Source organism: Streptomyces sp. NBC_00582 (genome assembly GCF_036345155.1).
GTDB lineage: Bacteria > Actinomycetota > Actinomycetes > Streptomycetales > Streptomycetaceae > Streptomyces.
The window spans coordinates 10,064,460-10,090,486 of record NZ_CP107772.1 but is presented as its reverse complement, the minus strand read 5'-3'; the positions used below and the strand labels follow the sequence as shown (position 1 = coordinate 10,090,486).

Genomic DNA, 26,027 nt, shown 5'->3' with positions numbered 1-26,027 from the left:
GGCATCGCCACACAGAGATCACCCTGCGCAGGTCAAACAGTCAGGGGAAGAGGGGCGAGGCATCGGCGCCTGGGGGCAAGGCTCGATTCACCGGTCGCCGTTGAGGGTCACCCTTGGGAGGAAGGCACCGGGAAGAGCATGCAACTACTGGTGGCATGGGCGAGCAGCCGGTCCGTCCCGTCGAACAACTGTGCCTGGGCCAGGGCGGTTTGACGCCCCTTGCTGACAACCGTGCCGATCGCCCGCACCGTGCCCGTGTCCACGGTGATCCGCCGAAGGAACTTCACCGTCAGGTCCAGCGAGGTGTAGGCCACGCCCTGCGGCAAGGTGGACTGAACGGCGCAGCCCGCAGCCGAATCGAGCAGGGTGGCGAAGATACCGCCGTGCACGCTGCCGATCGGGTTGTAGTGCTCCTCCCCCGGCGTCAGCGAGAAGACCGCCCTGCCGGGCTCCACCTCGTCCAGGCGGAAGTCGATGGAGTAGTTGATGGGCGGCCCCGGCAGTCGCCCCGCCCGCAGCTCGCGCAGGAAATCGATGCCTGCCATGCGCCCGGCGGCTTCCGCCAGGATCGCGGGATCTTCCCATTGATACGTACGTGTTCGTCCCACGACCCAGCACCTTCCATCTGACTTTTGGAAATGAAGCTAGTTGCGAGTTCACCTGACTGTCAATGACGAAGCCAGGCCCCTACGATGGCGGGATGGAGTGGCTTGAGGCGAGTACGGAGAACTGCCCCGTCCAGCGCACGCTCGACGTGATCGGAGAGAAATGGACGCTGTTGATCCTGCGTGACGCCGTCAACGGAGTGCGCCGCTTCGACGACTTCCACCGCCACATCGGCCTGTCGGAAGCCGTCCTCAGCGACCGCCTGCGCAAACTGGTCTCGTCCGGCGTCCTGAAGACCGTTCCCTACCAGGAAGCGGGCAGCCGCTCCCGCAACGAGTACCGGCTGACCCGCAAGGGCTGGGACCTGTGGCCGGTCCTGATGGCGCTGAGCCAGTGGGGCGAGGCATACGCCCTCGGCCCCGAGGGCCCGGTACTGGACGTGCGCCACACCGACTGCGACGCTCCGCTCCGCGTCGTCGTCGAGTGCTCCGCGGACCACTCCGCCCTCACCCCCAAGGACGTCACCGCCCGGCTGGGAGCAGGCGCCCGCCGCCGGTCCTGAACCATCGGGGCCTTCCGCACGACGGGATCCCGCCCCGCGGCCCCGAATCCGGGCCCGCCGCACCGGACGTGCACTCGGCCCACTTCCCATGACGAGGGCATTCGCGTCGAGGACCCCCTCAAGGATCACCTGTCGACCATAATATTACGTGCGTCAGACACAGATTACGATGGGGTACGAGGCAAAGGACCGGCGGACTTGAGGGAGGAACCCTGTGGCGCGCTACACCAAGGAGCACAAGCAGGTGACGCGGCAACGGATCATCGAGCGGGCCGGCCACCGGTTCAAGCAGGACGGCATCGACGGCTCCGGCATCTCCACGCTGATGTCGGACGCCGGGCTCACCAACGGAGCCTTCTACGCCCACTTCGAGTCCAAGGACGACCTCGTCGCCCACGTCGTCGCCGAGCAACTGCGCACGCAGGTGGAGCAGTACGACACGCTGCGGCCCGGCCGCGAGGGACTTGAGGATTTCATCCGCGCGTATCTGTCGCCCGGGCACCGGGACAACCCCGGCGACGGTTGTCCGTCCGCAGCCCTCCTCGACGAGATCGGCCGCTGCGGTGACGCGACCAAGGACGCCTACACCGACGGCGCCAAGGCCATCCTGGACGAGCTCGCCGCCCGTCTGGCACCCGAGGATCCGCAGTCCGCCCGCGGTCAGGCCATCGGGCTCTACACCATGGCGGTGGGAACGCTGCAGCTGTCCCGGGCGCTCTCCGACCGGAAGTTCTCCGACGAGGTCCTCGAGCAGGGAATCGAGAACGCCCTCGCCCTGGCACGGGGCCGGTCAACGCCGGCTGGATGACCACCTGGCAGGGGCCAGGACGCCGGTGCCGTGCACCCGCGTTTCCGCCGTCAGCATGAGCGGGTGGCCCCGGGGGCAATCGCGTACCGCCGACGGCGTCCGCACATTCGATACGCCGTGGCGGCAGCGCAGGTCCCGGGCCTGGGACCTGGCGCCCGGACGGGACGTCGACCACACCGGTCTCCGCATCGCCATCCTGCACGACCAGCGCCTCGGCGACGTACGGCCGAGAAGCGAGCGGTCGGCACGAACTGCTCGTGGTACTGAAACAGGCCGCCGTGACCGCCGTCGGGGTAGATCACCAGCTCGGCGTTCGGCCGCCGGGCCATGTCCTCCGAGCTGGATGACGGAGCGATCCTGCGGCCGCGCCGGCCCCCAGCGGTGAATTGTCCCGGTCCTTGGGGCGCTCCTTCAGACGGGCCAGGAACTCCTTGCCGGCCCGGCGCCCGTTCGCGGTGCGCCGTGCTGTGGCGATCGGCCAGGCCGGCAGAGGGACGTCGCTGCCGCGGGCGGCGGTCAGTGCGCCTCCGGTCCGGCCGCGATCGCGCGGTCCGGCGTGGCGGCGGCCGGGACGAGTGCGCCGAGCACCGTGCAGAGCCGGGTGATGCCGTCCTGGTCCTCCGCGGCAAGCCAGTCGCTGAAGTCGCTCACCCGTCGGTATGTCGCGGTGTTCGACGGAGAGCCGGATCAGGCCGGATCGACGAAGATGTCGAGCGCGAGCTCGCCCTCGAAACCGGCAGGGCTGTAGAGGGACAGGTCGGTGAAGCCTTCAGCTGCCAGGACCTCGTCGTCGATGAACAGGTTGCCGGTGCACGTGTGCGCGTCACGCGTGAGGACGGCGTACGCGGCGTCGGCCATGATCTGCGGACTACGGGCCTGTCCGGCGCCGCCGACCACGTTCCGTACGGCGGCCGTGTCGATCAGGGTGCGGGGCCACAGCGAGTTGGCGGCGATGCCATCGGCGGCGAGTTCCTCGGCGAGCCCGATGGTGCACAGACTCATCCCGTACTTCGACAGCGTGTAACCGAGGTGCTTGCCCACCCAGTGCGGCGCCAGGTTCAACGGCGGCGAGAGGGTGAGGATGTGCGGGTTGCCCGCTTCCCTCAGGTGCGGGATCGCCGCCTTGCTCAGCAGGAACGTGCCGCGCGTGTTGATGTCCTGCATCAGGTCGTAGCGCTTCATCTCCAGCCGCTCCGACGACGACAGGTCGATCGCACTGGCGTTGTTCACCACGATGTCGACGCCACCGAAGGCACTGACCGCGGCGTTGACGGCGGTGCGCACGTCGTCCTCGTTGCGGACGTCGCCGACGACGGCCAGTCCCTTGCCGCCCGCGCGCTCGATCTCCTCGACCGCGGTGTGGACGGTGCCTTCGAGCTTCGGGTGCGGTACGGCGGTCTTGGCGAGCATCACCACGTTCGCCCCGTCGCGGGCGGCGCGCAGGGCGATGGCGAGTCCGATGCCGCGGCTGCCTCCCGACATCAGGACGGTCTTGCCGGCCAGCGTCCGTGTCATGGTCGAACCTCCAAAATCGATTGGTGAACTAATCATATGCGGTACGAATGATATGGTCCACGCATGACTTCCACTCCCGCGCGCCAGAGCGACCGCCTCTACCACGAGCTCCTCGCTCCCAAAGAGACCCAGTCCGTACGCGCCGCAGTGCGCCGGATCGCGGAGCACGAGGTGGCTCCGCACGCCGCGGCGATCGCGAACGGCGACGAGCGCACCGACGGCTTCCCCCGGCAGGTGTTCGACGCCCTCGCATCGGCAGGCGTCTTCCGGATCCCCTTCCCCGGCGAGGTCGGCGGCGACGGTCTGACCCACCCGGCGACCGCCACCGCCGCCGCGATCGAGGAACTGGCCTACTACTCCAGCAGCGTCGCGGCCGTCTTCGACGTGCACTGCATCCTGGCGGGCAACGCCCTGCGGCAGGGCACCGAGGAGCAGCAGCAGCGCTGGCTGCCCAAGGTCGCAGCGGGCTCGGTGGTCGGCGCGTTCGCCACCACCGAGCCGGACGCCTCCAGCGACCTGTCCCCGCAGGCGGTCCGGACCGAGGCCGTACGCGGCGAGAGCGGCTGGGTGCTGAACGGCCACAAGCGGTGGATCTCCAACTCGCCCGTCGCCGGGTTCGTCGTGGTTCTCGCCCGCACCGGCGAGCGGCTGAGCATGTTCATCGTCGACACCGCGCTTCCGGGCGTTCACGTCGGCCTCGCCGACCGCAAGATGGGCAACCGCGGCCAGCTCACCGCGGACATCCGCTTCACGGACGTACACCTGTCCGACGACGACCTCCTCGGCGGCGCCGAGGGGCACGGACTGCGCCACGCTCTGTCGACGCTGACCTACGGCCGGATCGGCATCGCGGCCGCCGGGGTCGGCATGGCACAGGCAGCCTTCGACCACACCGTGGCCCACCTGTCGACGCGACACGCCTTCGGCAAGCCGGTGGCCGCCAACCAGCACTGGCAGTTCCTGCTCGCCGAACGGGCCACCGAGATCGACAACGCCCGCACCCTCGTCACCAAGGCCGCCCTGCGCCTGGACGCCGGCAACCCCTCCCCGGAACCCGAGGCCGCGATGGCGAAGTACTACGCCACCAGACTGTCGGTGGACATGGCGCGCGACGCCGTCCAGGCCTTCGGAGGCCTCGGCTTCGCCCGCGAACTCGGTGCCGACGGCAGCCCCGGCCCCGTCGAGGCGATCTACCGGGACAGCAAAATCGGCGAGATCTACGAGGGCACCAACGAGATCCAGAAATGGGTCATCGCCCGGCAGATCTTCGGCCGGACCATCACCGGCTGACGGCCCCGCGCATCCCCTGCCCCGCGAGCCCGCTTCAGCGCACCGAGATGGCTGCTCCGCTCCGGCCGCCTCAGGCATTCTCGTACGATGGACCCGACGATACGCAGGGCTAACCATAGGCGGGATGAACGATGTCCGAGGCTCCGCTGGTACCGGGGACAGTGGCCGAACACACCATCTGCCTGCTGGTCAAACTCGGGCAGGTGGCATTCAGGATCGCCGAAGACGGCCTCAGCGCCACCGGCCTGCGCGTGCGCCACTACAGCGTCCTGCAGGCCCTGGCGGACAACGGGGCCATGCCGCAACTGGCGCTCGGCTCGTTCCTGCGCATCGACCCGGCGACGATGGTGACGAGTCTCGACGACCTGGAGCGGGCCGGATACGCCGAGCGGACACGCGATCCCCAGGACCGACGCCGCTACGCCGTCGACATCACCGACGCCGGGCGCAAGGTCCTGGCCGACCTCAACCGCACACTCGTCGGCCTCGACAACGACATCCTCGCCGACCTGGGCACCACTGAACGGCACTCGCTCCACGCGCTGCTGGGCAGCCTCGCCGAGAGTCCCGCCCTCACCTCCATGTTCGATGGCGTCCGCGAGCAGAGCGGCACCAAGAAGGCCTGACCGCAGGAGGAGCCTTCCGCGGTCCCAGGCGGCACACCTCGGCCGCGACGGCCGGGCCGCACGGGCGGCCAGCCGCCGCCAACCGCCGATCCGAGGCCGCTCGCCTTGGCGGTCGGCGGCGGCTGCGAGGCGGTCTGCCCGCTTACAGGTCGTCACGACGGTGACGACCTCACAGGCAAGAGGGTGCCACCTCGGCGGTGGCCCGGAACATCCGCCTCGGCGCCCCGCCGCAGCCGAAGACCCCCGACCGGTCCGGGCATAGGCAACCGAGCAGCAGCCAGGTGCGCGGTCTCTTGTGTTCCATCAATAACGAAGTTATGTTGCCGCCATGAAACGTGACTTGCTGGGCAGAAGACTGGTTGTCACCGGAGCGGCACGCGGTATCGGGGAGAAGGTGGCCCGCCTGGCCGCCGCCCGAGGGGCCCGGGTGACCGTGATCGGCCTCGAAGCCGATCGGTTGCGCGCCCTCGCCGACGAACTGGGGCCGACCGCTTCGTGGCGTGAGGCCGATGTGCGCGACGGGGCCGCTCTACGGTCGGCGATCGACGAGGCCGCCGAGGTCATGGGCGGCATCGACCTCGTGGTCGCCAACGCCGGCGTCGTGGCGTACGGGACGGTGCGCCAGACGGACGAGGCGTCGTTCGAGCGGGTCCTGGACATCAACCTGAACGGCGTGTTCCGCACCCTCAAGTACGCGACGCCGCATCTGGAGCGCAGCCGGGGCCACGTCCTGGTCGTGGCGTCCGCGCTGTCGTTCATGCCGCTGGCCGCGATGTCCTCCTACGGCGCGAGCAAGGCCGGGGCCGAGTTGCTCGCCCTGACCTACCGGCAGGAGGTGGCCCACCTCGGGGTCACGGTCGGTGTGGTGCACCCTTCCTGGATCGACACGGACCTCGTGCGAGGCGCCGAGGCGGATCTCCCCTCGTTCCAGGACCTGCGCGCGCGGCTGCCCTATCCGGGCAATGTCACCACGAGCGCCGACCGGGCGGCCGCCGCGATCGTCGACGGGCTCGTGCGCCGGCGCAGCCGGGTGTACGTCCCGCGCGCGGTCGTCGTGGCCAACTGGGCCAAGGCGGCGCTGAATTCACCGCTGGCCTGGCCCTGGGCGAGGCGCTTCGCGGCCCGGGCGGTGCCGTCCCTCGAACGGGAGGTCGCGGCGCTGGGGAGACAGGACCAGCTCACGCCGGGCACGGATGCCCCCGCCGCGGAGACCGGGCCGTCCTAGCCGCGCACCGGACCGCGCCAACCACCCTGCTCTCAGCGGCCTTGGACGATCGAGTCGTACAGGCGCGCGCCGGCCTCGTGGGAGGCCTGGGCACGTTCTCGCGCGTCACCCAGCCCGACGACGAAGTTCACGCCCATCGGCAGGAGCACCTGCGCCACGGCGTCGTCGAACTCGGCGAAGTGCTCGGCCAGTTCGAGGGTGATGTAACCGTGCACGTAACTCCACAGCTGGGCGGCGACGGCTTCGGGGTCCTGTCGCTCGACCCTGCCGGAGTGCACGAGCCGTTCGCAGGCCGCGGTGACATGGGCGTGGGCTTCCCGAAAGGCCGGGGAATGCCCGCTCAGGCGACGGTCCGTATCCGGCAGCGGCCGGTACGTCGCCCGGGTGGACAGTCCGAACATCAGGTCGTAGAGGTGAGGGTTCTCACGGGCCTGCCGACGGCAGGTCAAGGCCATGGCGAAGAGATCCGCGATCGGGTCCTCCGTCAGCGGTACCCGGGCAAACGCTGTTCCGAGTTCCTTGAACCCGTGGTCGGCGACAGCGCTCATCAGCTCGGGGATCCCACCGAAGTGGCTGTAGACCACCATCGTCGACAGTCCGCTCGCGGAAGCCACCGCGCGCGCCTTCAAAGCCGACGGGCCCTGCTCGGCCAGCAGGCCGATGGCCGCCTGCACAAGTCGTTCCGGTGCGTCTTCGACCCTCGCCCGCCCTGCCATGTCCCGCACGCCTCCACCGTTGACATACTGCAAATAACTTGGTTATGTGATTCTTCGCGGCAATAGTACACATCGCATGTGACGTGCCGCCTCGGATCCACGCGTCCGCCCTCGGACCCGTCATCACCCGCTGGTCCAGTCTCGCGCCGCCCGTGCGGACACAGCGTGTCGGGGCGAACCCGACCCCATCGCTGCGACACGCATCCGCGGCCGTCCCCACGCACTTTCCCACCCCCTGAACCCAGCACGGGAGCAGAACCCATGCCATACAAAGACAAGGGCCGTCTGACGGTCGAAGACCGCGGGGCCGTCCTGATCGTCCGGGTCGACGGCGGCCCGCACCAGGAGTTCGGCCTCGACATCGCCCGCCAGCTCGACAAGCTGGTAACCCGGGCCGACCGCGATCCGAAGATCCGCGCCGTCGTCTTCACCGGGGCACATCCCGAGCGGTTCGTCAGCCATGCCGCGGTCCGGTGGCTCCAGGAAGAGGGCGCCGCGAGCCCTACGGTCGGCCGGCGCGGTGCCGCAGCCGTCGTACGCATGGCACAGCACGTGGACCGGTCCCGCCTCCTCGGGCCCGTGATGCGCAGGACCCCGATGCGCGGGGCGCTTCAGCTGGAGCGTCTGCACAGCACGTTCCTGCGGATGAACGCCAGTGGCGTGCTCTACGTCGCCGCCCTCAATGGTTCCGCCCTGGGGCTCGGCGCGGAGTTCGCCTGGGCGTGCGATCTGCGGGTCATGGCCGACGGGGACTTCTTCATCGGCCAGCCGGAGATCCTCCTCGGCATCATCCCGGGCGGCGGCGGCACCCAGCGGCTGACCCGCCTGATCGGCACCCACCGGTCCCTGGCCGCGATCCTCGAAGGCAAGCCGTTCACGCCCGAGGAGGCCCTCGCCAACGGGGCGGTGGACAAGGTCGTCGCGCAGGACAAGGTGGTCGCGCAGGCGGTCGAACTCGCCGAGCACTTCGGGAAGCGGTCGAAGGGCTCGGTCGCGGCCGCCAAGAGGTCGGTGTACTTCGGCGGCTCGATGTCACTTGAGGACGGCCTGCATGTCGAACGCGCCGAGTTCTTCACCCGGGTCATGTCGGAGGAAGGCCAGAGGCTGATGCTCGATTACCAGGCCTCTACCGACGCCACCGGCGAACTCCCGCTCTACACACCGGCCACCTATGCTCAGGCCCTCGCGTCGGGCAGCGTGCCGGGCCGTCGCCCGACGGACGGGCGGTGAACCGACGATGACCACTGCGCGGTCCTTCACCCGTCACGACATCACGTTCCCTTCCGGCGACAGCACCTGTGCCGGCTGGCTCTACCTCCCCACGGGCGTCACGTCTCCGCCCGTCGTCATCCTCGGGCACGGCCTCGGCGCCGTCCGCGAGATGCGCCTGGACGCCTTCGCCGAGCGCTTCGCACAGGCCGGCATCGCCGCGGTGGCCTTCACCTACCGGCACTTCGGCGACAGCGGCGGCCACCCCCGCCAGCTCCTGTCGATCAAGCGTCAGCTCACCGACTGGGACGCCGCCCTCGCCTACGTCAAGACGCGCACGGACGTCGACCGCACCCGCATCGCCGTGTGGGGCAGCTCGTTCGGCGGGGGCCATGCCATCACCGTCGCCTCACGCCACCCCGAACTGCGCGCGGCCGTGGCGCAGTGCCCCTTCACCGACGGTCTCGCCTCCGCGCTCGCACTGGGACCCGCCGCCTCGCTCAAGGTCCTCCCCGTCGTCGCCCGCGATCTGGCGGCCCGAGGTCGCGGAAAGCCGCCGGTGATGGTTCCGATCGCCGCCGCCCCCGGCTCGTCGGCGCTCATGAACGCTCCGGACGCCCTGCCCGGATACCAGGCGCTCCAGCCTGCGGGAACGACGTTCCGCAACGAGGTGGCGGCGAGGGTCATCCCGACCATCCTCACCTACCGGCCCGGGCGTGCGGCCAAGAAGATCACCATCCCGATCCTCTTCTGCGTCAGCGACACCGACTCCGTCACGCCTCCCGCCCAGACCCTCCGCTACGCGCGCACCGCACCCAAGGGAGAGATCAAGAGGTACGACGCCGGCCACTTCGACTTCTACACCGGCGAGACCTTCGACGTACTGGTGCGCGACCAGATCGAGTTCCTCACCCGCCAACTGAACCCGGCAGCCGCCAGGTCAGCTCCGTGACCGGACCGCATCACACCGAGACAGGTACGCCCTCGCCATGAATTTCGCATCTCTGCCCGACCGCCGCGCGGCCCTCGACCCCGACGGGGCCGCGGTCTCCGACGGCCGCCAGGCCCTCACCAACGTCCAGCTGCTGCGCCGCGTCCAGGCGGCGGCACGTCACCTCCAGGACCTCGGGATCGGCCCCGGCGACGTCGTGGCCCTCAAGCTGACCAACCGCGTCGAGTTCGTGCTCCTGCTGTTCGCCGCCTGGCGGCTCGGCGCCACCATTACGCCGGTCAACCCTGGCATGACCGACGTCGAAGTGGCCCGACAGCTCATGGACTCCGGCGCACGCCTCCTGGTGAGCGAGGACGGTGAGGCCCCCGTGGCGGACGGGACTGCCGTCCTCGCCGTCGGCGAACTGCACGACGGAGCGGCGGAGCCGGACGACGCGCCCCTTCCGGACCCGTCCGCGCTGGCCCTGCTCATCTACACCAGTGGCACGACCGGGGTTCCCAAGGGGGTGATGCTCGACCACGCCAACATCGACGCCATGGCGGACATGGGGCGTCGGGCGCTGGAGGTCGGGCCGGCCGACCGGTGCCTGTTGATCCTGCCGCTCTTCCACGTCAACGGCATCGTGGTCAGCATCCTCGTACCGTTGCTGGCGGGCGCGAGCGTTGCCATCGCCGACCGATTCCATCCCGAGACCTTCTTCGACGTCGTCGAACGCGAGCGCCCCACCTTCTTCAGTGCCGTGCCGACGATCTACAGCATGCTCGCGGCGCTTCCGGACCAGGTCCGCCCCGACACCTCGTCCCTGCGCTTCGGAGTCTGCGGCGCGGCACCCGCCTCCGCCGAGTTGCTGACCCGGTTCGAGGCCCGTTACGGGTTTCCGCTCGTCGAGGGGTACGGGCTGTCCGAGGGAACCTGCGGATCCACCATCAATCCTGTCGCGGGCCCCCGACGCGCCGGAACCGTGGGACTGCCCTTCCCCGGTCAGGAGATCCGGATCGTCGACGCCGACGGCAGCGAGGCGCGGGCGGGCGCGGACGGAGAGGTCGTCGTGCGGGGTCCCAACGTCATGCGGGGCTACCTCGGCCGCCCGGAGGAGACAGACAAAGTCCTCGTCGACGGCTGGCTGCACACCGGCGACGTGGGCCGGCTCGACGCCGACGGATACCTGACCCTGGTCGGACGTTCGAAAGACATGATCATCCGTGGCGGGGAGAACATCTACCCCAAGGAGATCGAGGACGTCCTCGTCGGAGACCCGTCGGTGCTCGAGGCCGCCGTGATCGGCGTACCCGACGAGAAATGGGGAGAACTGGTCGTCGCCTACGTCCAGCCCCGACCGGGCCAGACCGTCGATCCGACGGCGCTGCAGGAGCTCTGCGCGCACAGCCTCACCGGCTTCAAGCGCCCGACCGCGTACTTCGTGGTGGAAGCCATCCCGAAGAACGCGGTCGGAAAGATCGACAAGGTCTCGCTGCGCGCTGCCCACGCCGAGGTCTCTGCGCGGTCCTGACCTCCATGGATGGCGCTTGGGGCTGTCTTCGGTGGCGGCGCTCAGCTCCGTGTCAGGGGCCGAGTCCAGTTCCGGGGCTTCCCCGGAACTTCGCGAGCCTCGCCACGTTCCCGGCCTGCCGGGTACGTCCGCGGGGCTGCTCGCAAGGGTGACTCGGACCCTTGGCGGGCTGGGCGGCGACGGTGGAGGCCGTCGCCGCCCAGCCTGATCCGTGCGCTCGCACGCTGCTCTTCGCAGCGGGCCAACCTTGTCTCTCGACGTGGATGGTTCACACGTCATGCCGGGAGCTTCCCCGACGGCACGGCGCCGAGGACGCCGTCCCCGCAGGGCAAGGGCTGTCAGGCCGCCACCCGGTAGCCATCGGCGTATTCCGCCAGTAGGAGGCCACCCGACCTGTCGAGGCTCAGCTCGGTCGGGCGGTCGGTGAGCACCACGGCCTCCTGCATCGGCCACCACCAGCCGACCGCGCGCATGGCAGCGGCGAGCGTGTCCAGCCGTGGTGAAGGGTCCAGACCGGCGATCTGGAGGGCGCAGCTGAAGACCGCGACGAAGTAGGCGCCACCCCAGGGATCGAGCCAGCCACCGAACCTGTTCCGGAACATGACCGCGTCAGGGTCGGGCGGTACGCCCCAGGAGTCCCGCACCTCGGCGCGCAGTTGCCTGCGCACGCCGTCCGGCAGGCGGTGCTGGAGATGGCCGCGCAGCTGTCCGGCCACCCCCGCCCCGAGGGCGTCCGAGAGCTGCTCCTCCAGCGGCCTCAGCCGCTTGAGCAGTTCGCTCCACAGCTCCACGCCGAGGTATTCGTCCGGTTCCACGACCCCGAAGGGATCGTGGAGGGGGCCGCCGAGCCGGGCCTCCAGCCGACTACGCAAATGTTCCGACAGCGGGCCCCACAGAGGTTCCCTCGGGCTGTCCAGCCCGTAGAACGCGCGGAACATCTGCGACTTCAGTTCGGCCAGGTCGATCGTGCTGTCAGGATCCGTCGCGTCGTGCGGCTCGTCCGGCCGCTCCGGGATCTGTTGGACCAGCCGGCTTTCCACCCGGTCCAGCACAGCGTCCGGCAGCGCACCGACGACAAGCTGTCGCAACTCGCCGACCGGCACCGCGTGGCGGATCGCTCGAGCGGCGAGCGCGCCGCCCAACGGCGAGTCCATCCATACGACGGTCCGCGGTGGGACAAGGCCCGCCTCGGCGTAGGCGGCAGCCACCGCGGCCTCCGCCACGGGGCGGTCGCAGCGCTCGGTGGACCGGCCCGCGGTCATCCACTCCTCGCTCGTCCTGGCGATCAGAGCGGCATCGGCGTCGGTGAGGGTACCGGTGTAGGCCATGTGTCACGTCACCAGCCGTATGTCGAGGTCGGAGCAGACATATTCATGGTCACTCGGCTCCCCCAGCGAGGTGAACGGTGCGCACACGCCATCGATTCAAGCCCATTGTGCGTCAATACGTAGGCAGGGCAGCCGACTTCGCCGGGTCACTTTCCACGGCCACACAGATCCGGCCGGACGTGAGGAAGCAGGGCGTGCAGGCGGTCGGCGGTCGGCTTGGAAGATCCGAACTCCGAACAGCTCCTAGCGAGTGTCAGGGGGCAGCAGGTGCGGGGCGCGGGCGCCGAGGATGCCGAAGACCTCGTCCATCGCCGGACCGCGCAGCTCTGCCATGAAGGCGGGGTCCACTCGGCCGGTCCTGGCCCAGATCCCGGCGAGGGACTCCGCACACTCCTGGGCCAGCACGCTGGTGAAATCCTCGGCGCGGATGATCCGGATCAGGCAGGATTCGACAAGGGGGCCGGAGAAGTCCTCCAGGTACATCGCGGCGTCCGACTTCTCGTCCTCGCGCGCTGCAGGATCGTCGAGAATTCGGACGAGCAGCACCGCCCGCTCCTCGGGTGAGATCTCCGCCCGGCTCTCCAGCGAGGTCTCACCCGCTGTACGGGGCCGTCCCCTTCCGGACAGCGCCCCCAGCCAAGTCCGCATCCTCAACAGAACCCCGCTCCCATCCCAACGCCCGCGCCGATGTCGCCGCCGACCACGGGCTCGACAGGACGCCGACCGAGTCGAGGTCAGCCCCGAACCCGACACCGCAACCCGTGATCGCGAGGCCGACACCATCGTGACGTGAAGGGTGGGTTGGGTCCATCCGTACGGCCCCACATCATAGACATCGTGGGCGACGGTTCGAGCAAGGTGCAGTTCGTCGGCCCGGCGGTGCGAGGTCGAGTCCACTGACGGCCCTGGTACCCCTCGCGCCAGTCGCCTCCAGGTCCGCGGTCAGCCGCACGGTGCCCCGGACTGCCGCCGCCACCGGGTGCGGGACGGCTCGTACGGTGGAATGCGATCGCCGACAAGGCGCCGGGGCAACGAGTTGCGTGTGCCCGTCGAGTACCGGGACGCCGTACGCCCGCGCAGCCGGCATCAGGCCGGCAAGGATCCACCGGTCTTCGCGGCGCCCACGCCCACTGGCCGTCGTTCAGCCAGGCGTTACGGGGACACGACGCCAAGCCCACCACGGCGGTGGGCTCGGCGGGGCGGGATGTCAGAAGGTGAGGCTCCAGCTGTCGAGGTAGCCGGGGTCGACGGTGAAGATGCCGGGGGTGTTGTCCGTGACCCTGAGCTTCCAGGTGCCGTCGGCGGGGATCGCGGACGCGTCGACCGTGAACGTCTTGTGCAGTTCCGTGCCCGTGTCCCAGACGAAGTCCTTCACGAGCAGCACGGTGCCGTCCTCGCTGACCAGGCTGATGACCTGGCCGCCGATGAAGTCATGCACCAGATCGACGGTTACCTTCAGGTCGCCGGGCGCGTTCCCGTCGTGCCCGGTGACGGTGATCGGGGACTCGATGGTCGCCCAGTTGGGGATGTCGTACCGGTTGGGGTTCGTGAAGTAGCCGCCGCCGGAGGCGTAGACGGTCCAGACGAAGGGCAGGGTCAGCGTCTCCGCCGCGGAGTTCCTGATGACGACGGACGTGTCGAATGCGCCGGCCGCGGTCGGTGTGCCGGAGATCAGTCCGGTCGAGGGGTCGATCGACAGACCGGTGGGCAGACCGGTGGCGGAGTAGGTCAGCCCGCCGGGGCGGGTCGTCGTCGCCTCGACCTGCCGGGTGACCGCCTGCCCGACGGCCACGGCACGGGTGGAGAGGGGCTTCGCGGCGATGTGGTTCACATAGCGGGGGCCGACGGCGACGGCGGCCCAGGCGTTGCCGACGGCCTCGTACGCGTCGCTGGAGACGCCGAACAGGTCCGCCGCCGCCTGGAGGGTGGCGGTGCGGGCGCCCGCGTAGTCGGTGGTGCTGGTCATGTAGCGGGTCAGCGCCCGGTACCAGACGTTGGTGGCGTTCTGCAGACCGATGCCGGAGACCGGCAGACCGTCATAGGTGGGGCTGTCGTAGGCGATGCCGTTGATGGTCTTCTTCCCGCTGCCCTCGGCGAGCAGATAGAAGAAGTGGTTGCCCACGCCGGAGCTGAAGTGGGGGTCGAGCTTTTTGGTCTGGGTGGTCCAGTAGTCCTGGGAGGTGCCGGCGGGGTTGATCTCCTTGGAGGGCTGATCCATGTGGCGCAGCGGCTCTCCGGTCCCGCGCAGGTCGATCAGCTCGCCGATCCGGTAGTCGGGCACGTCGGCTGCGCTGTTCGCGAAGAACTCGACGGCGGTGCCCAGGATGTCGCTGGTGGCCTCGTTCAGCCCGCCGGACTCTCCGGAGTACAGCAGGCCCGCGGTGGCCGAGGTCACGCCGTGGGTCATCTCGTGGCCCGCGATGTCGAGTTCGGTGACCGGCCTGTCGTTGGTGCGTCCGTCTCCGTAGGTCATGCAGAAGCATTCGTCGAGCCAGAAGGCGTTGGCGTAGCCGACGCCGAAGTGCACGCGGGAGTAGGCGCCGCGGCCGTCGTCGGCTATGCCGTTACGGCCGAACCGGTCGTGGTAGAAGTCCCATGTCTTCGCCACGCCGTAGGCGGCGTCCACGGCCGCCGTCTGGCCGTTGGCCGCAGTCCCGTCGCCCCAGACGTCGTCGTCGTCGGTGACCAGCGCGCCCTTTCCGTAGGTCCCGGCAGCGTCGTACGTCTGGTGGCCGCCGCGCTGAGAGTCGGTCAGTTCGAAGTGGTCGGCGCTCCGCACGCTCGCGACCTGGACCCTGCCGTTGTATCGGCTGATCCCCTCGCCTGTCTGGACCTCCTCGTGGCTCATCAGCCGGGAGCCGTTCCCGGCGTCGGTCAGGACGTGCAGACGACTCGGGGTGCCGTCCTCCCGCACACCGGTGACAACGTTTTCCCAGGCCAGTTTCGGCTCACCGTCTCCCGCCCATACGACCAGCCGGGGTTCTTGCTTCACGGTGGCCTTGCCGGTGTCCTGCTGCTCCGCGGCGGCCAGGGCCGATTTCTCCGCCTTCGCGGCGGAGAAGGCCGCGTCGGTCGTCGGGACGGAGATCGCCGCTTGCGACGCCTTGGTGACACTGCTGGACTCGCCGCGCTCGTGCACCACCAAGTCGCCCCCTAGAACGGGCAGTCCGGCGAAGGTGCGCTCGTAGCGGGTGTGGACGGTGCCGTCGGCGTCCTTGACGACATCCTTCGGAATCAGCTTCTCCTGCTTGCCCAGTCCCAGTGAACGGGCCGTTGCGGAGCCCCCGTCGGCCGCCGCCTTGAGCATCTTCGCGCGCTCCCCCGAGGGGAGTTGGACCGCTCTGGCGCCGGGTCTGGGTTCCGCTGCGATCTGCCGCGGTGATCTGTCCGCGTCGCCCGCCGTCAGGGGGGCGCCGGCGGCGGGGAGCGCCGTCCCGAGAAGTGCGATCATCGCGCCGGCGGCGACCATCGTCATGGGCCGACGGACGGAGGCGGTACGGCGGGCGGAAGGGGAACGCTGAGGCGAAGTCGTTCCGCTCCAGGACGTTTGTGCCCCGGTAGTGCGGAAGATGTCCGTCACGCTGCAACTCCTTTGACACGACTGGGTGATGCCAGCCGATGAGAATGAGAGCGGAGACCGGAAGGGCCTCCGCCGACGAGATGTGCGTTGTGCCCGGGCGCTGAGGAGATCGTTTCAGCCTGAAAGGCACATGTCATCAGAGCGGAGATCAATGTCCGGAATCCGGTGACCCGGGCTCGCTTCCGTCGCGGTCGCGCGCGGGCGATCACATGGGGCTTTACGAGGCGGCAACACGCCCGTAGCCAGCGCTTTTGGCCGCTTCCCTCCCCTGGGCCGGGCAGGAGACGCGTGCGCGTGGTGGACGCGGGTCACGAGGACACCCCTCGGTTCGCCACGCCTGCGAGGAAGGGGGGCTGGGTCCGGCCGTCCGGGTCCTCTCCCCCGGCGGGGCGTACGGGTGGCTGTCGGCGAACGGCAGGCAACAACTCGCCGCTCTCCGTGGCCCGCGACCTCACCGGCGGGAAGAGCCAGCGCCACTGGACCATGAACCAGCCCGGACCGCACAACGACTCGCCCCGAGGGAATCTCAATGATCGCGTCAAGGCGCCTGCGTGACCGGTGGGGCGGAGGTGAACAGCCTCTTGTCACGCAGGATCGCCCAGAGCACGTCGACCCGGCGGCGGGCAAGCGAGAGGAGGGCCTGCGTGTGCAGCAGTCCCTCGGCCCGCTTCTTGAGGTAGTAGTCCCGGGAAGGTCCGGGTCGCATCATCGCCGTCTGCGCGGCCATGTAGAAGATGTGCCGCAGGCGCCGGTTGTAGCGCTTGGGCCGGTGGTAGTTGCCGGTGCGGCGGCCGGAGTCGCGGGCGACCGGGGCCAGGCCGGCGTGCGAGGCCAGACGGCCGGCGTCGCGGTAGCCGGACAGGTCCCCGACGATGGCGATGAACTCGGCCCCGAGGATGGGGCCCATGCCGGGCATGGACTCGATGATCTCGGCACGGTCGTCGGTGCGGAAGGTCTCGCGGATCTTCCGGTCGTTGTCCTTGATCCGCTCGTCCAGGGCCAGGAGCTCGTGGGCGAGGTCGCAGACCAGCTGCGCGGCCCGTTTCTCGCCGGGAAGCGCGAGCTGCTGGGACTGGGCGGCCTCGACGGCCTTGGCCGCGACGTCGACAGCGCCGCGGACCTTGCGGCGTTCCAGCCAGGTCGTCAGCCGCTTGACGCCGATCCGACGCAGGGCGGCCGGGGTCTGGTACTCGGTCAGCATGACGACCGGGCCTTTGGCCGCGGAGTAGTCGAAGGCCCGCTCCAGCGCGGGGCAGATGCCCACCAGCAGGTCGCGAAGCCGGTTGATCAGGCGGACGCGGTCGGCGATCAGGTCTGCCCGATGGTTCGTCAGCACCCGCAGGGTGGAGACCAGCTCCGGGGGCGTGTCCAGCGGGGCGAAGTCCCGTCGCATTCTGGCCTGGTCAGCGATGACACGTGCGTCCTTGGCATCGGTCTTGCCCTCGCCCTTGTAGGCGCCGGACATGCGGTTGACCGTCCGGCCGGGGACGTAGACGACCTGCTGCCCGTGGGCGACCAGCAGGGCCAGCAGCAGGGTGGAGGCCCGGCCGGAGATGTCCACCGCCCACCGCACCTCTTCAGCCCGCTCACGGGCCGTCTCGATGAGAGTGAGGATCTGGGCCTCGTCGTTGATCACCTTCGTCGAGAACAGCGTCTCGCCGTCGGCATCGACCGCAACCGCCCAGTGATGCCCCTTGCCGGCATCGACGCCGACCCATATCCGCCTGCCAGACGTGCTCAAAGCCGTCGCTCCATCTTCCTCATGACCGGCAGTTCACGGTCCGAAGAACACCCCGCCGACAGGTCCCTAACCAGCGATGACCGCAGTTCTCAATCAGTGGTCGGAGCGTCCTGGAGGACCGGGCGGCCATTCCTTTCGAGTCACAAGCGACAACCCGCCATCAGCCACACCCGGTCCTCCCGGACCGCCTCACATTCTTAGGGACACCGCCATGTCGGAGCTTCTCGTCGACTTCATCACCTCCCTCGACGGCCACGCATCAGGAGAGGGGTGGCCCGGGTTCTGGGGCCTCGAGGGCCCGGAGTACCTCGCATGGCTCGGCGAGCAGCCCGAGGCCACCTACCTGATGGGAGCGAACACCTACCGCCTGATGTCGGGCTTCGCCGCAGGCGAGGTCCCGAAGGGCCAAGACGAGTTCAGGCCCGAAGAAGAGGCGTCCGTCGACGAGCTCACGCAAGCCTCCAAGGTGGTGTTCTCCTCCTCACTCGAGGAGCCGCTGACGTGGGCCAATTCCACCCTGGTCCGCGACGACGCCGTCGAGGCAGTCCGCGCCATGAAGTCGAGTGGCTCGGAGCTCCTCAGCACGATCGGCAGCCTCAGCCTGTGCCGGTCCCTGCTACGAGCCGGACTCGTCGACCGCTTCCGGGTCGTGATGTTCCCAGTGATCACCGGGGCCACGGGCGAAGAACGCATCTACGACGGCTATCCGGACGTTGCCCTCGAGATGATCGAGCACCGCACCTTCGACGGCCGTATCCAGCTGGTCGAGTACCGGCCCCGCGTGCTCGAGCACCCGCCGCTCGTCGTCCCTGCGTGACGTCGCCCCGTCCGCCGGTTTGGACGGCCACCAGGCCGGCGCCGGCGGGCGCGGACCATTGTCGGCCGGTGTCGCCACATATTCGCAACGCCAGGTAAAGCGACCAGGCCGGCCGCAGGCCCTCATCCTCGGCGGCCTTGTTCCGCTCCGGACCACTCAGCGACCCAGGCTGCCGCCGGCTCCCGCCTGCGCGGATGGTTCGCCAGAGCCCACCGCACGGTCTTCGCCGGACGTCCGATCGCCTTGGCGACGACGGCAGGGGCGTCGCCGTTCCTGGTCGCCTCCGCCAGCCCGCGGTCGACGGTCTGCCGCTGCTTCGCGTAGGCGTGCAGCGGGATGTCCGGCTTCGTACTGTTGGCCTCGAACCCGGTCCTGGTGTAGGCGTGTTGGGCGAGGATCGACCGGATGCCGTGTTCGCGGATCTCGTGGTCCAGGGACTCGGAGTAGCCCTCGATCGCGTGCTTGGAGGCGGTGCAGACGGCCATGAACGGCTGGGGCAGGAATCCGGGTACGGACGAGATGTTGATGATGCGGCCGCGCTTCAGAGCGGCGCTCTGAGGCCAGCAGGGACATGCCGTCGCGGCAGCCTCCGCAGCACAGGGCGATGACTGATCGGCAAGCTCGTCCGGGACAGCCGGAAGAGGATCCCGCAGCCCGTGCATCTGTCACGGGGGCGCCGATGCCGACCGGACCGCAGACTCCCTCGCCTGCGGCATGCCCGGCACCACTCTTGCGGCCAAGGGGCCCCGGCCGGACACAGGCCGGCCGGGAAGCGTTCCGGAGGGGTGGCCCCTCAGCGCACGCCCGCCGCGTCGAGCAGGGTGACCACCGTGGGCGTGATGAGCCCCGCCAGTTCATCAGCTCCGATGCCCGCGCGGGCGCTGCCACCGTCGAAGACCAGGCTGAGCTGCCGGGCCAGCAGACCGGGATCGCGCGCCCCGCCCTGTTCGGCCTCGGCACGGAAGAAGGAGGTCAGGTTGGCCTTCACCGCGTGGGCGACCCGGCTCGCCGGGTGGCTCTGATCCTTGAGCTCGACCTGGGCGGCCAGGAAGGGGCAGCCATAGAACTCGGGCGCGCGCGACTGTGATTCCACTTGCCCGAAGACGTGCAGGATCCGCTCCCTGGGCGAACGGTCGTCGTCCGCCGCAGGCAGCAGTGCCGCCACATAGGCGGAAGTGCGCCGCTCCAGGCTCGCCGCCAGCAGTTCGTCCTTGCTCTGGAACAGCTGGTACATGGAGCGCTTCGACACTCCGGCCGCCTTGCACAGCGCCTCGACGCCGACGCCGACACCGTCTCGGTAGGTGAGTGTGGCCGCCGCCTCCAGCAGCCGCTCCCTGGGGCTCAGTTTCACTTCAGTGCTCATACGGCGAGATTAACCCAAAGGGAGGTAAATAAAAACCGATCGGTTTCCAGGGGGCGGGTGCGGAAGTTCTCCGCGGCCGGTGTCAGGCTTGCGCATGGAAACCGATCGGTTTACTGTGATGGAGACCGATCGGTTTCTGGTTCTTGTGGAGGAAGTCATGACCGCTTTGAAGGGCGCCCACGTCTTCGTTACCGGTGGCAGCCGGGGCATCGGAAAGGCGCTGGTGGAAGAGCTGTACGCGCGCGGTGCCGGCAAGGTGTACGCCACGGCCCGCGACCCGCGCACGGTGACGCACCCCGACGCCGTCCCGGTGGCGCTGGAGGTCACCGACCCGGACTCCGTGGCGGCGGCCGCCGCACAGGCGCAGGACGTCACCGTGCTCATCAACAACGCGGGTGCCGCGGTCGGCGCCTCCTTCCTCGACTCCCCGGTCGACGACGTCCGCCGGGAGTTCGAGACCAACTTCTACGGCCCGCTCCTGCTCACCCGGGCCTTCGTACCGGTCATCGAGGGCAACGGCGGCGGCCACATCCTCAACGTGCACTCCGTGCTGTCCTGGCTGGCCCTCGGCAACTCCTACAGCGCCTCCAAGGCCGCCCTGTGGTCGCAGACCAACTCCCTGCGCCTGGAGCTCCAGCCGCGCGGCATCGCCGTCACCGGACTGCACATGGGCTACGTCGACACGGACCTGGCAGCGGGCGTGGAAGCGCCCAAGTCCGACCCGCGCGACATCGCCGCACTCGCCCTCGACGGCATCGAGACCGGCGCGTACGAGGTCCTCGCCGACGCCATCACACGCCAGGTCAGGACGGGCCTGGCCGGAGACCTGGCCGGGCTGTACCCGCAGCTGGCCAAGTAGCACAGGGAGACACAGACAGATGCCCAGCCAGGAATCACGTCCCACGATTCACATCCCGGGGACCACCAGCCACACCATCGCCCCGCGCGCGGGACACAGCCGCGAGGGAACGCTGCGCTACCTCAAGGCGGGCAGCGGAGCTCCCCTGGTCCTGCTCCACACGGTGCGCACCCAGGCCGAGCACTTCCGCCTCCTCATCCCGATGATGGCGAACCAGTACACGGTGTACGCCCTCGACCTGCCGGGGATGGGCTACTCGGAGATCGTGCCCGGCGCCTCCTATGACGAGCCGGCCATGCGCGAGGGCGTCAAGCGGCTCCTTACCCAACTCGACCTCCACGACGTCACGCTGGTCGGAGAGTCCATGGGGGCGGTGCTCGCCCTGACCACCGCGGCCGATCTCCCCGAGCGCGTCAGACGCGTCGTCGCAGTCAACGCCTACGACTTCCGCGGCGGGATCGCCCGCTCCGGCCTCCTCGCCCGCGTGGTGGTCAGCGGTGTCCTCGCCCCCGGGGTGGGCCCGGTGATCGCCGGGGTGGAGCCCAAGCCCGCGCTCACCAAGATCTTTCAGGGCGGCCTGGGCGACAAGAGCGCCCTGCGCGAGGACTACGTGGACGAGCTGCTCCAGGTGGGCCGACGTACCGGCTACCCGTCCGTCGCCCGTGGCGTGTACCAGGCCCTGCCCAGCCTCATCGCGGCCCGCTCCCGGTACCCCGAGGTCAAGGCTCCCATCCACTTCGTCTACGGGGAGAAGGACTGGTCCCGGCCCTCGGACCGGGAGGCCAACGAGCAGCTGCTGCCTGCCGCCGACTTCATCCACGTGCCGAAGGCCGGCCACTTCATCGCCCTCGAACGCCCCGACGTACTGGCCGATGTGCTGAACGCCGTCGGGTGACCGCCCCGGGACCGAGCGACGGGTACGACACCGTACGGTGGACTGCCGCCCTTCCCGGCGCGAACGGCTCCGTCGGCATGACCGGCGCCAGCCACTTCGGCACCCGGTGGACGGCGGCGCTGTCCACATGCGAGTGGCCGTGTCCGTACGCGAGGGCGCCATCTACTCCTCCACGCTGCTCAAGCGGCTGCGCTCCGGGTCGCACAAGAATTCCACCTACACCGCGTTCCGCGAGGTCGGCCGCGTGACCCGCACGGTGCGGCTGCTGCGCTGCCTCTCGGACGCGCCGCTTCACCGGCGGGTGACCGCGGCGACGAACAAGGTCGAGTCGTTCAACCGGTTCTCCCAGTGGGTCGGCCTCGGCAACCAGGGCGTCCTCGCCGAGCATGAGCGCCATCGACACGCTCTCGGCGAGCTCGACGTTCTCGGCCACGTCCGGAGTCCTGAGTCGTCGACCCGGCCGATCGTCAATGATTGGCTGATGTTGGTTCAGCGGTGGACAGCTGCTCAGCGCGCTTGGCTCGCAGCAGCTGCCGGCGCTTGTCGTCCCTGAACCCCCAGGTGAACGAGCCGGGCTTGCGTGCCTCGTCCACCAGTTCCTTGACGACGCCTGTGCAAGCGCGCTCCTTGATCCCTGCGGCAAGGCGGCCGCCGATGTAGTACCTGTTCGCGGTGTCGTCCTTGGAGGCGATCTGTACGGTGGCGGCGCGACGGCCCAGGGCGATGCACTGGCCGAAGAAACCCACGTTGATGGCCTCGGGCTGCGCACCCGCGATCCGGGCCAGGACCGTATCGGCAGCGTGCGCTCCCAGCGGACGAGCGGTCTGGCAGCTCATTCGCAGCGGCATGTCCGACGGTGCCGCCGAATCCCCCGCCGCGACGATGCGCTCGTCGTCCACGCTCGTCAACGTCTCGTCGGTGAGCAGGCGGCCCAGGGTGTCGGTGCTCAGCCCGCTGCGCGTGGCCAGGTCCGGCACGCCGAACCCGGCGGTCCAGATGGTCACCGTGCTCGGCAGCGCTCGGCCGTCACCGAGTTGCACGGTATCGCGGGTCACCGCCGTCACCTTCGCGTCGGGACCTTCGAGGACGGTCACCCCGAGCCTGGACAGGCGCTTGGCAACCGAGCGCCGAACCCGCGGATGCAGATACGGGCCGAGCACCCCGCCGCACACCAGAGTCACCCGGCGGCCCTGCTCCGCCAGCTCGGCAGCGGTCTCGATACCGGTCGAACCACCTCCCACAACGGTCACCGAGGCCGTCGCGGGCGCGCCGTCGACCACCGTCCACAGCCGCTGCGCCTCCTCCAGGGTGGCGATCGGGTAGGCGAACTCGGCCGCCCCGGGGACGCGCGGGTCGGCGCTGCCACTGCCCACCGCGTAGATCAGATAGTCGTAGCCGACCGTGCCGCCGCTCGCCAACGCCACGCTGCGCCCGGCCGCGTCGATCCGTGCCACGGTGTCGACCACCAGCCGGACGCGCTCGCCCAGGACCTCCCGGTAGTCGACGACCGCCGCGTGGGATCCGCCCACCACCTGGTGCAGGCGAACCCTTTCGACGAAGGTCGAACGCGGGTTGATCAGCGTCACTGTCACGTCGTTGCGCTGCGTCAGACGATTGGCCGCCAAGACGCCCGCGTATCCGCCGCCGATCACGACCACATCGGTGTTCCCAGTCACGGTGTCTCCTTCGTTTCAAGGGGTTCGGGCACAAGACACCGCATGGCCGATCGCCGTGACAGCATGTGAGGTAGATCACCCCCCGGGGGCTCAGTACGCGGAGTCCCTCATTCGGAGCTGACGCTCCGGGAATGCGCGTGACGTCTTCCACGAGCGGGCCGAACGCTTCCCGCGTGACGTCTCCCCCGAGGGGGCCATGCCGCTGCGTCGACCGGCCGAGCGGGAGGACGTGCGTGACTGCCTCAGCGACGCAGCAGGTCGCGGAATCCGGTGAGCAGGGCGCGCAGCCCGAGGTCGAAGGCCAAGGTGGCGCGGCTGCGGTCGGTGGGGGTCTGCTCGAGTACGGCGCTGAGGTGGGGGGCCATGTCGCGGGCGACGTCGGAGACCATCACGGGCGGCGCCACCAGGTCGAGGGCGGAACCCAGGACGAAGCTCTCCAGCGCAGTGATCAGCGGCATGACCTCATTCGTGGCGAAACCGGCGTCCAGGAGCAGCTCCGCGACCTTCTCGTACATCGCGTGCATGAAGGGTTCGGCCAGCGGGGCGGTGGCGAGCAGGGGTACCGCCCCCGGGTGGGCGGCGAAGGCGGCGAGGTAGGAGCGGGCCCAGCCCTCCAGGGCCTTGTCCCAGGGCTGTGACCAGTCCTGGCCGTCTCCGGTCGTCAGGGCCAGTTCCTCGCGCATCAGCGAGATGATGTCGTCGCGGCCGACGACGTGGTGATAGAGGGCGGACGGAGCGACGCCCAGGGCCTTGGCCAAGGCCGGGATGGAGAGTGCGCCCTTCTCGTCGGCGAGGCGCAGTGCCGCGGCACCGATGCGCCGACGGTCCAGCAGAGGTGTGCGCGGCCGTCCCACGGTGGCTCCTCGTCTTCGTGTGCCGTAACCCAGAAGTTACCGAATGGCATTCAGTAAAACTCTTCCCAGTCGCCCGGGCGACGCCTACATTACCGGAAACCGAATGCCTTTCAGTTAGGCAGTCGGCCGAAGGGAAGGCACCGCCTCACGTCATGCACGCCGACATCGTCTTTACCGGAGGCTCCGTCCGGACCGGGGCCGCAGATGCCCCCGTCCACGACGCCCTCGCCGTCACCGGCGGCCTGGTCACCGCCCTGGGCGCACAGGCGCTGGCCGCCCGGGGACCGCGTACCACCGTCGTCGAACTGGCCGGCGGCGCCCTGCTGCCGGCGTTCGGCGACGGGCATGTACACCCCGTCATGGGAGGACTGGGGCTGGCCGGGGTTCCCGTCCGGGACCGAACGAGCGTCGACGAGATCGTCCAGGTCGTACGGGGCTGGGCCGCCGAACACCCCGACACGGAGTGGATCACTGGTGATGGCTTCGACCCCTGGCTCGCCCCCGACGGCCGCTTCGACGCCCGGTGGCTGGACGCCGCCGTACCCGACCGCCCCGTCGTCCTGCGCACCATGGACCACCACACCGCCTGGGTGAACAGCGAGGCCCTGCGCCGGGCCGGCTACACCGCCCAGACCCCGGATCCCGCGGGCGGGGAGATCCTGCGCCGGGACGGATCCGCCGAGCCGCTGGGCACCCTGCGCGAGTTCGGCGCCCTCGGCCCGGTGCTCGCCCTCATTCCCACGGCATCCCACGAGGCACAGGTGGCGGCCCTGCGCGAAGCCACCGCCCGGTTCGCCGCGGCCGGCGTGACCTGGGTACAGGACGCCTGGGTGGAACCGCACCAGGCCGACGTCTGGGTCACCGCGGCGACCACCGAGCCGGGGCTTCCCGTACGAGCCGACCTCGCCTTCGTCCTGGAACCCGACGGCTGGCGCGAACGCGTCCTCCGGTTCACGGTGGACCGGGAGAAGGTGGAGAGCTCCGCTCCCGGGCTGCTGACCGCGCGGACCGTGAAGTTCTTCGCCGACGGCGTCATCGAGTCCGGCACCGCAGCTCTCCTCGAGCCCTACACCGACTGCCCGCACTCGCACGGCATCTCCAACTGGTCCCCCGAGGAACTCGCCGAGGCCGTCACCGCCGTCGACGCGCTCGGCTTCCGCGCGCACCTCCACGCCATCGGCGACGGCGGAGTCCGGGGCGCCCTGGACGCGATCGAGGCCGCCGCCCGCGCCAACGGCGCCCGCGACCGCCGTCCGGTCATCGCCCACGCCCAGCTGATCCACCCCGCCGACCTGGCCCGGTTCGCCGCACTCGGCGTGATCGCCAACCTCCAGCCGCTGTGGGCCCAGCCCGACCCCCTGATGACCGAGCTGACCCTGCCGAGGATCGGCCCCGAACGCGGCACGCGGCAGTACCAGATCGCCGCGCTGCTCGCCTCCGGCGCCCGGCTCTCGTTCGGCAGCGACTGGCCGGTCACCGCCCATGAACCACTGCGGGGCATCGCCACCGCCGTGACCCGTCAGACGCCCGAGGGTGTTCCCGAGGGCGGCTGGCTCCCCGAGGAGCGGATCGACATCGACACCGCTCTCGCCGCCTACTCCGCAGGATGCGCCTACCAGGCGTTCGAGGAGAAGGAATGGGGCGCGCTGCGTCCCGGGATGCGCGCCGACCTGGTGCATCTCGCCGCCGACCCGGCCGAGACCGCCCCCGGCGACCTCGCGCACCTCCCCGTCCTGGGCACCTGGCTCGCCGGCCGGCGTACCCACCACGCCCCCACTCCCCGCGACACGCGGGCCGGGAGACGATAGACCCACGTCGTCGTCACGACCGGTCCACGTCTCCCCGACATCTCGCTCATCCCGCTCGCTCCTCGACGACACACACCACGCGGAGAC

The 26,027-nt window shown here is 69.8% G+C and carries 26 protein-coding genes; 14 read left to right on the top strand and 12 right to left on the bottom strand.

What is annotated here, in order from left to right:
• Positions 1-107: 107 nt before the first annotated feature.
• Positions 108-608 carry a PaaI family thioesterase gene (locus OG852_RS45760; RefSeq protein ID WP_330351034.1) on the bottom strand — a complete coding sequence of 167 codons (501 nt, stop codon included), beginning with the start codon at positions 606-608 and terminating at the stop codon, positions 108-110.
• A gap of 92 nt (positions 609-700) precedes the next feature.
• On the opposite strand from OG852_RS45760, the gene OG852_RS45755 reads away from it, so the two are divergent.
• The gene (locus OG852_RS45755) at positions 701-1,168 is read left to right on the top strand and encodes a winged helix-turn-helix transcriptional regulator (protein ID WP_330351033.1); all 468 of its coding nucleotides are present in this window, start codon (positions 701-703) and stop codon (positions 1,166-1,168) included.
• A 214-nt stretch (positions 1,169-1,382) separates the two neighbouring features.
• Complete coding sequence (locus OG852_RS45750; RefSeq protein ID WP_330351032.1) at positions 1,383-1,976, top strand: TetR/AcrR family transcriptional regulator; 594 nt, start codon at positions 1,383-1,385, stop codon at positions 1,974-1,976.
• 516 nt (positions 1,977-2,492) lie between these two features.
• Here the strand turns inward: OG852_RS45750 and OG852_RS45745 are convergent.
• Positions 2,493-2,627, bottom strand: a complete 135-nt coding sequence (locus OG852_RS45745; protein WP_330351031.1) for a hypothetical protein — start codon at positions 2,625-2,627, stop codon at positions 2,493-2,495.
• Positions 2,628-2,663: 36 nt separating this feature from the next.
• Positions 2,664-3,491 (bottom strand): SDR family oxidoreductase, encoded by an 828-nt coding sequence (locus tag OG852_RS45740; protein ID WP_133915357.1) that lies wholly within the window; start codon positions 3,489-3,491, stop codon positions 2,664-2,666.
• A 63-nt stretch (positions 3,492-3,554) separates the two neighbouring features.
• Between OG852_RS45740 and OG852_RS45735 the strand changes: the two genes are divergently transcribed.
• From OG852_RS45735 to OG852_RS45725, 3 genes are all read left to right on the top strand, one after another.
• Positions 3,555-4,781 (top strand): acyl-CoA dehydrogenase family protein, encoded by a 1,227-nt coding sequence (locus tag OG852_RS45735; RefSeq protein ID WP_330351030.1) that lies wholly within the window; start codon positions 3,555-3,557, stop codon positions 4,779-4,781.
• Positions 4,782-4,912: 131 nt separating this feature from the next.
• A complete protein-coding gene (locus tag OG852_RS45730; protein WP_330351029.1) occupies positions 4,913-5,407 on the top strand; it encodes a MarR family winged helix-turn-helix transcriptional regulator in 495 nt (164 codons plus the stop codon).
• A 328-nt stretch (positions 5,408-5,735) separates the two neighbouring features.
• On the top strand, positions 5,736-6,632 hold the full coding sequence (locus OG852_RS45725) for a short-chain dehydrogenase/reductase (protein WP_330351028.1): 897 nt from the start codon (positions 5,736-5,738) through the stop codon (positions 6,630-6,632).
• Positions 6,633-6,664: 32 nt separating this feature from the next.
• On the opposite strand, the gene OG852_RS45720 is transcribed toward OG852_RS45725, so the two are convergent.
• A complete protein-coding gene (locus OG852_RS45720) occupies positions 6,665-7,348 on the bottom strand; it encodes a TetR/AcrR family transcriptional regulator (protein ID WP_133915524.1) in 684 nt (227 codons plus the stop codon).
• A 261-nt stretch (positions 7,349-7,609) separates the two neighbouring features.
• On the opposite strand from OG852_RS45720, the gene OG852_RS45715 reads away from it, so the two are divergent.
• From OG852_RS45715 to OG852_RS45705, 3 genes are read left to right on the top strand one after another with little or no spacing between them, the layout of a single operon-like run.
• Positions 7,610-8,578 carry an enoyl-CoA hydratase/isomerase family protein gene (locus OG852_RS45715; RefSeq protein WP_330351027.1) on the top strand — a complete coding sequence of 323 codons (969 nt, stop codon included), beginning with the start codon at positions 7,610-7,612 and terminating at the stop codon, positions 8,576-8,578.
• Positions 8,579-8,585: 7 nt separating this feature from the next.
• A complete protein-coding gene (locus OG852_RS45710; RefSeq protein WP_330351026.1) occupies positions 8,586-9,509 on the top strand; it encodes an alpha/beta hydrolase in 924 nt (307 codons plus the stop codon).
• A 37-nt stretch (positions 9,510-9,546) separates the two neighbouring features.
• Positions 9,547-11,019: a class I adenylate-forming enzyme family protein gene (locus OG852_RS45705; protein ID WP_330351025.1), complete on the top strand. Its 1,473-nt coding sequence runs from the start codon at positions 9,547-9,549 to the stop codon at positions 11,017-11,019.
• Positions 11,020-11,357: 338 nt separating this feature from the next.
• Here OG852_RS45705 and OG852_RS45700 read toward each other — a convergent pair whose 3' ends face one another.
• The 4 genes from OG852_RS45700 to OG852_RS45685 all read right to left on the bottom strand — a co-directional run bounded on the left by OG852_RS45700 (position 11,358) and on the right by OG852_RS45685 (position 17,668).
• Complete coding sequence (locus OG852_RS45700; protein ID WP_330351024.1) at positions 11,358-12,347, bottom strand: DUF6745 domain-containing protein; 990 nt, start codon at positions 12,345-12,347, stop codon at positions 11,358-11,360.
• 243 nt (positions 12,348-12,590) lie between these two features.
• Positions 12,591-13,001 carry a hypothetical protein gene (locus OG852_RS45695; RefSeq protein WP_330351023.1) on the bottom strand — a complete coding sequence of 137 codons (411 nt, stop codon included), beginning with the start codon at positions 12,999-13,001 and terminating at the stop codon, positions 12,591-12,593.
• Positions 13,002-13,554: 553 nt separating this feature from the next.
• Entirely contained in the window at positions 13,555-15,822 is a 2,268-nt protein-coding gene (locus tag OG852_RS45690; protein ID WP_330351022.1) for a M4 family metallopeptidase, read from the bottom strand.
• A gap of 643 nt (positions 15,823-16,465) precedes the next feature.
• Positions 16,466-17,668: an IS110 family transposase gene (locus tag OG852_RS45685; protein WP_330351021.1), complete on the bottom strand. Its 1,203-nt coding sequence runs from the start codon at positions 17,666-17,668 to the stop codon at positions 16,466-16,468.
• A gap of 211 nt (positions 17,669-17,879) precedes the next feature.
• On the opposite strand from OG852_RS45685, the gene OG852_RS45680 reads away from it, so the two are divergent.
• Positions 17,880-18,485 carry a dihydrofolate reductase family protein gene (locus tag OG852_RS45680; RefSeq protein WP_133917712.1) on the top strand — a complete coding sequence of 202 codons (606 nt, stop codon included), beginning with the start codon at positions 17,880-17,882 and terminating at the stop codon, positions 18,483-18,485.
• 122 nt (positions 18,486-18,607) lie between these two features.
• Here OG852_RS45680 and OG852_RS45675 read toward each other — a convergent pair whose 3' ends face one another.
• Both OG852_RS45675 and OG852_RS45670 read right to left on the bottom strand, forming a co-directional pair.
• Entirely contained in the window at positions 18,608-19,147 is a 540-nt protein-coding gene (locus OG852_RS45675; RefSeq protein ID WP_330351020.1) for an SDR family NAD(P)-dependent oxidoreductase, read from the bottom strand.
• Between the two features lie 131 nt (positions 19,148-19,278).
• Positions 19,279-19,848, bottom strand: coding sequence for a TetR/AcrR family transcriptional regulator (locus OG852_RS45670; protein ID WP_330351019.1), 570 nt, complete (start codon positions 19,846-19,848; stop codon positions 19,279-19,281).
• A gap of 157 nt (positions 19,849-20,005) precedes the next feature.
• Between OG852_RS45670 and OG852_RS45665 the strand changes: the two genes are divergently transcribed.
• Genes OG852_RS45665 through OG852_RS45650 form a run of 4 tightly spaced genes read left to right on the top strand, consistent with a single transcriptional unit; the run spans position 20,006 to position 22,155 of the window.
• Entirely contained in the window at positions 20,006-20,707 is a 702-nt protein-coding gene (locus OG852_RS45665; RefSeq protein ID WP_133917714.1) for an SDR family oxidoreductase, read from the top strand.
• Between the two features lie 19 nt (positions 20,708-20,726).
• Entirely contained in the window at positions 20,727-21,602 is an 876-nt protein-coding gene (locus OG852_RS45660) for an alpha/beta fold hydrolase (RefSeq protein WP_133917715.1), read from the top strand.
• On the top strand, positions 21,599-21,850 hold the full coding sequence (locus tag OG852_RS45655) for a CocE/NonD family hydrolase (protein ID WP_330351018.1): 252 nt from the start codon (positions 21,599-21,601) through the stop codon (positions 21,848-21,850). Before OG852_RS45660 ends, OG852_RS45655 begins: the two co-directional genes overlap by 4 nt.
• Complete coding sequence (locus tag OG852_RS45650) at positions 21,742-22,155, top strand: Tn3 family transposase (RefSeq protein WP_330351017.1); 414 nt, start codon at positions 21,742-21,744, stop codon at positions 22,153-22,155. The genes OG852_RS45655 and OG852_RS45650 overlap by 109 nt, the downstream gene beginning before the upstream one ends.
• Here the strand turns inward: OG852_RS45650 and OG852_RS45645 are convergent.
• Positions 22,070-23,278 carry an NAD(P)/FAD-dependent oxidoreductase gene (locus OG852_RS45645; RefSeq protein WP_330351016.1) on the bottom strand — a complete coding sequence of 403 codons (1,209 nt, stop codon included), beginning with the start codon at positions 23,276-23,278 and terminating at the stop codon, positions 22,070-22,072. The genes OG852_RS45650 and OG852_RS45645 overlap by 86 nt on opposite strands.
• Before the next feature lie 242 nt (positions 23,279-23,520).
• Positions 23,521-24,132, bottom strand: coding sequence for a TetR/AcrR family transcriptional regulator (locus OG852_RS45640; RefSeq protein ID WP_330351015.1), 612 nt, complete (start codon positions 24,130-24,132; stop codon positions 23,521-23,523).
• A gap of 152 nt (positions 24,133-24,284) precedes the next feature.
• Between OG852_RS45640 and OG852_RS45635 the strand changes: the two genes are divergently transcribed.
• Positions 24,285-25,940: an amidohydrolase gene (locus OG852_RS45635; RefSeq protein ID WP_330351014.1), complete on the top strand. Its 1,656-nt coding sequence runs from the start codon at positions 24,285-24,287 to the stop codon at positions 25,938-25,940.
• The last annotated feature ends 87 nt before the right edge of the window (positions 25,941-26,027 follow it).

Bases quoted from the DNA above. Each gene is read 5' to 3' on its own strand.
- OG852_RS45715 (WP_330351027.1), top strand. From the start codon at position 7,610: ATGCCATACAAAGACAAGGGCCGTCTGACGGTCGAAGACCGCGGGGCC.
- OG852_RS45705 (WP_330351025.1), top strand. From the start codon at position 9,547: ATGAATTTCGCATCTCTGCCCGACCGCCGCGCGGCCCTCGACCCCGAC.
- OG852_RS45735 (WP_330351030.1), top strand. From the start codon at position 3,555: ATGACTTCCACTCCCGCGCGCCAGAGCGACCGCCTCTACCACGAGCTC.
- OG852_RS45730 (WP_330351029.1), top strand. From the start codon at position 4,913: ATGTCCGAGGCTCCGCTGGTACCGGGGACAGTGGCCGAACACACCATC.
- OG852_RS45740 (WP_133915357.1), bottom strand. From the start codon at position 3,491: ATGACACGGACGCTGGCCGGCAAGACCGTCCTGATGTCGGGAGGCAGC.
- OG852_RS45680 (WP_133917712.1), top strand. From the start codon at position 17,880: ATGTCGGAGCTTCTCGTCGACTTCATCACCTCCCTCGACGGCCACGCA.
- OG852_RS45675 (WP_330351020.1), bottom strand. From the start codon at position 19,147: ATGCACGGGCTGCGGGATCCTCTTCCGGCTGTCCCGGACGAGCTTGCC.
- OG852_RS45665 (WP_133917714.1), top strand. From the start codon at position 20,006: ATGACCGCTTTGAAGGGCGCCCACGTCTTCGTTACCGGTGGCAGCCGG.
- OG852_RS45720 (WP_133915524.1), bottom strand. From the start codon at position 7,348: ATGGCAGGGCGGGCGAGGGTCGAAGACGCACCGGAACGACTTGTGCAG.
- OG852_RS45725 (WP_330351028.1), top strand. From the start codon at position 5,736: ATGAAACGTGACTTGCTGGGCAGAAGACTGGTTGTCACCGGAGCGGCA.
- OG852_RS45700 (WP_330351024.1), bottom strand. From the start codon at position 12,347: ATGGCCTACACCGGTACCCTCACCGACGCCGATGCCGCTCTGATCGCC.
- OG852_RS45755 (WP_330351033.1), top strand. From the start codon at position 701: ATGGAGTGGCTTGAGGCGAGTACGGAGAACTGCCCCGTCCAGCGCACG.
- OG852_RS45635 (WP_330351014.1), top strand. From the start codon at position 24,285: ATGCACGCCGACATCGTCTTTACCGGAGGCTCCGTCCGGACCGGGGCC.
- OG852_RS45660 (WP_133917715.1), top strand. From the start codon at position 20,727: ATGCCCAGCCAGGAATCACGTCCCACGATTCACATCCCGGGGACCACC.
- OG852_RS45710 (WP_330351026.1), top strand. From the start codon at position 8,586: ATGACCACTGCGCGGTCCTTCACCCGTCACGACATCACGTTCCCTTCC.
- OG852_RS45690 (WP_330351022.1), bottom strand. From the start codon at position 15,822: ATGACGATGGTCGCCGCCGGCGCGATGATCGCACTTCTCGGGACGGCG.
- OG852_RS45670 (WP_330351019.1), bottom strand. From the start codon at position 19,848: ATGAGCACTGAAGTGAAACTGAGCCCCAGGGAGCGGCTGCTGGAGGCG.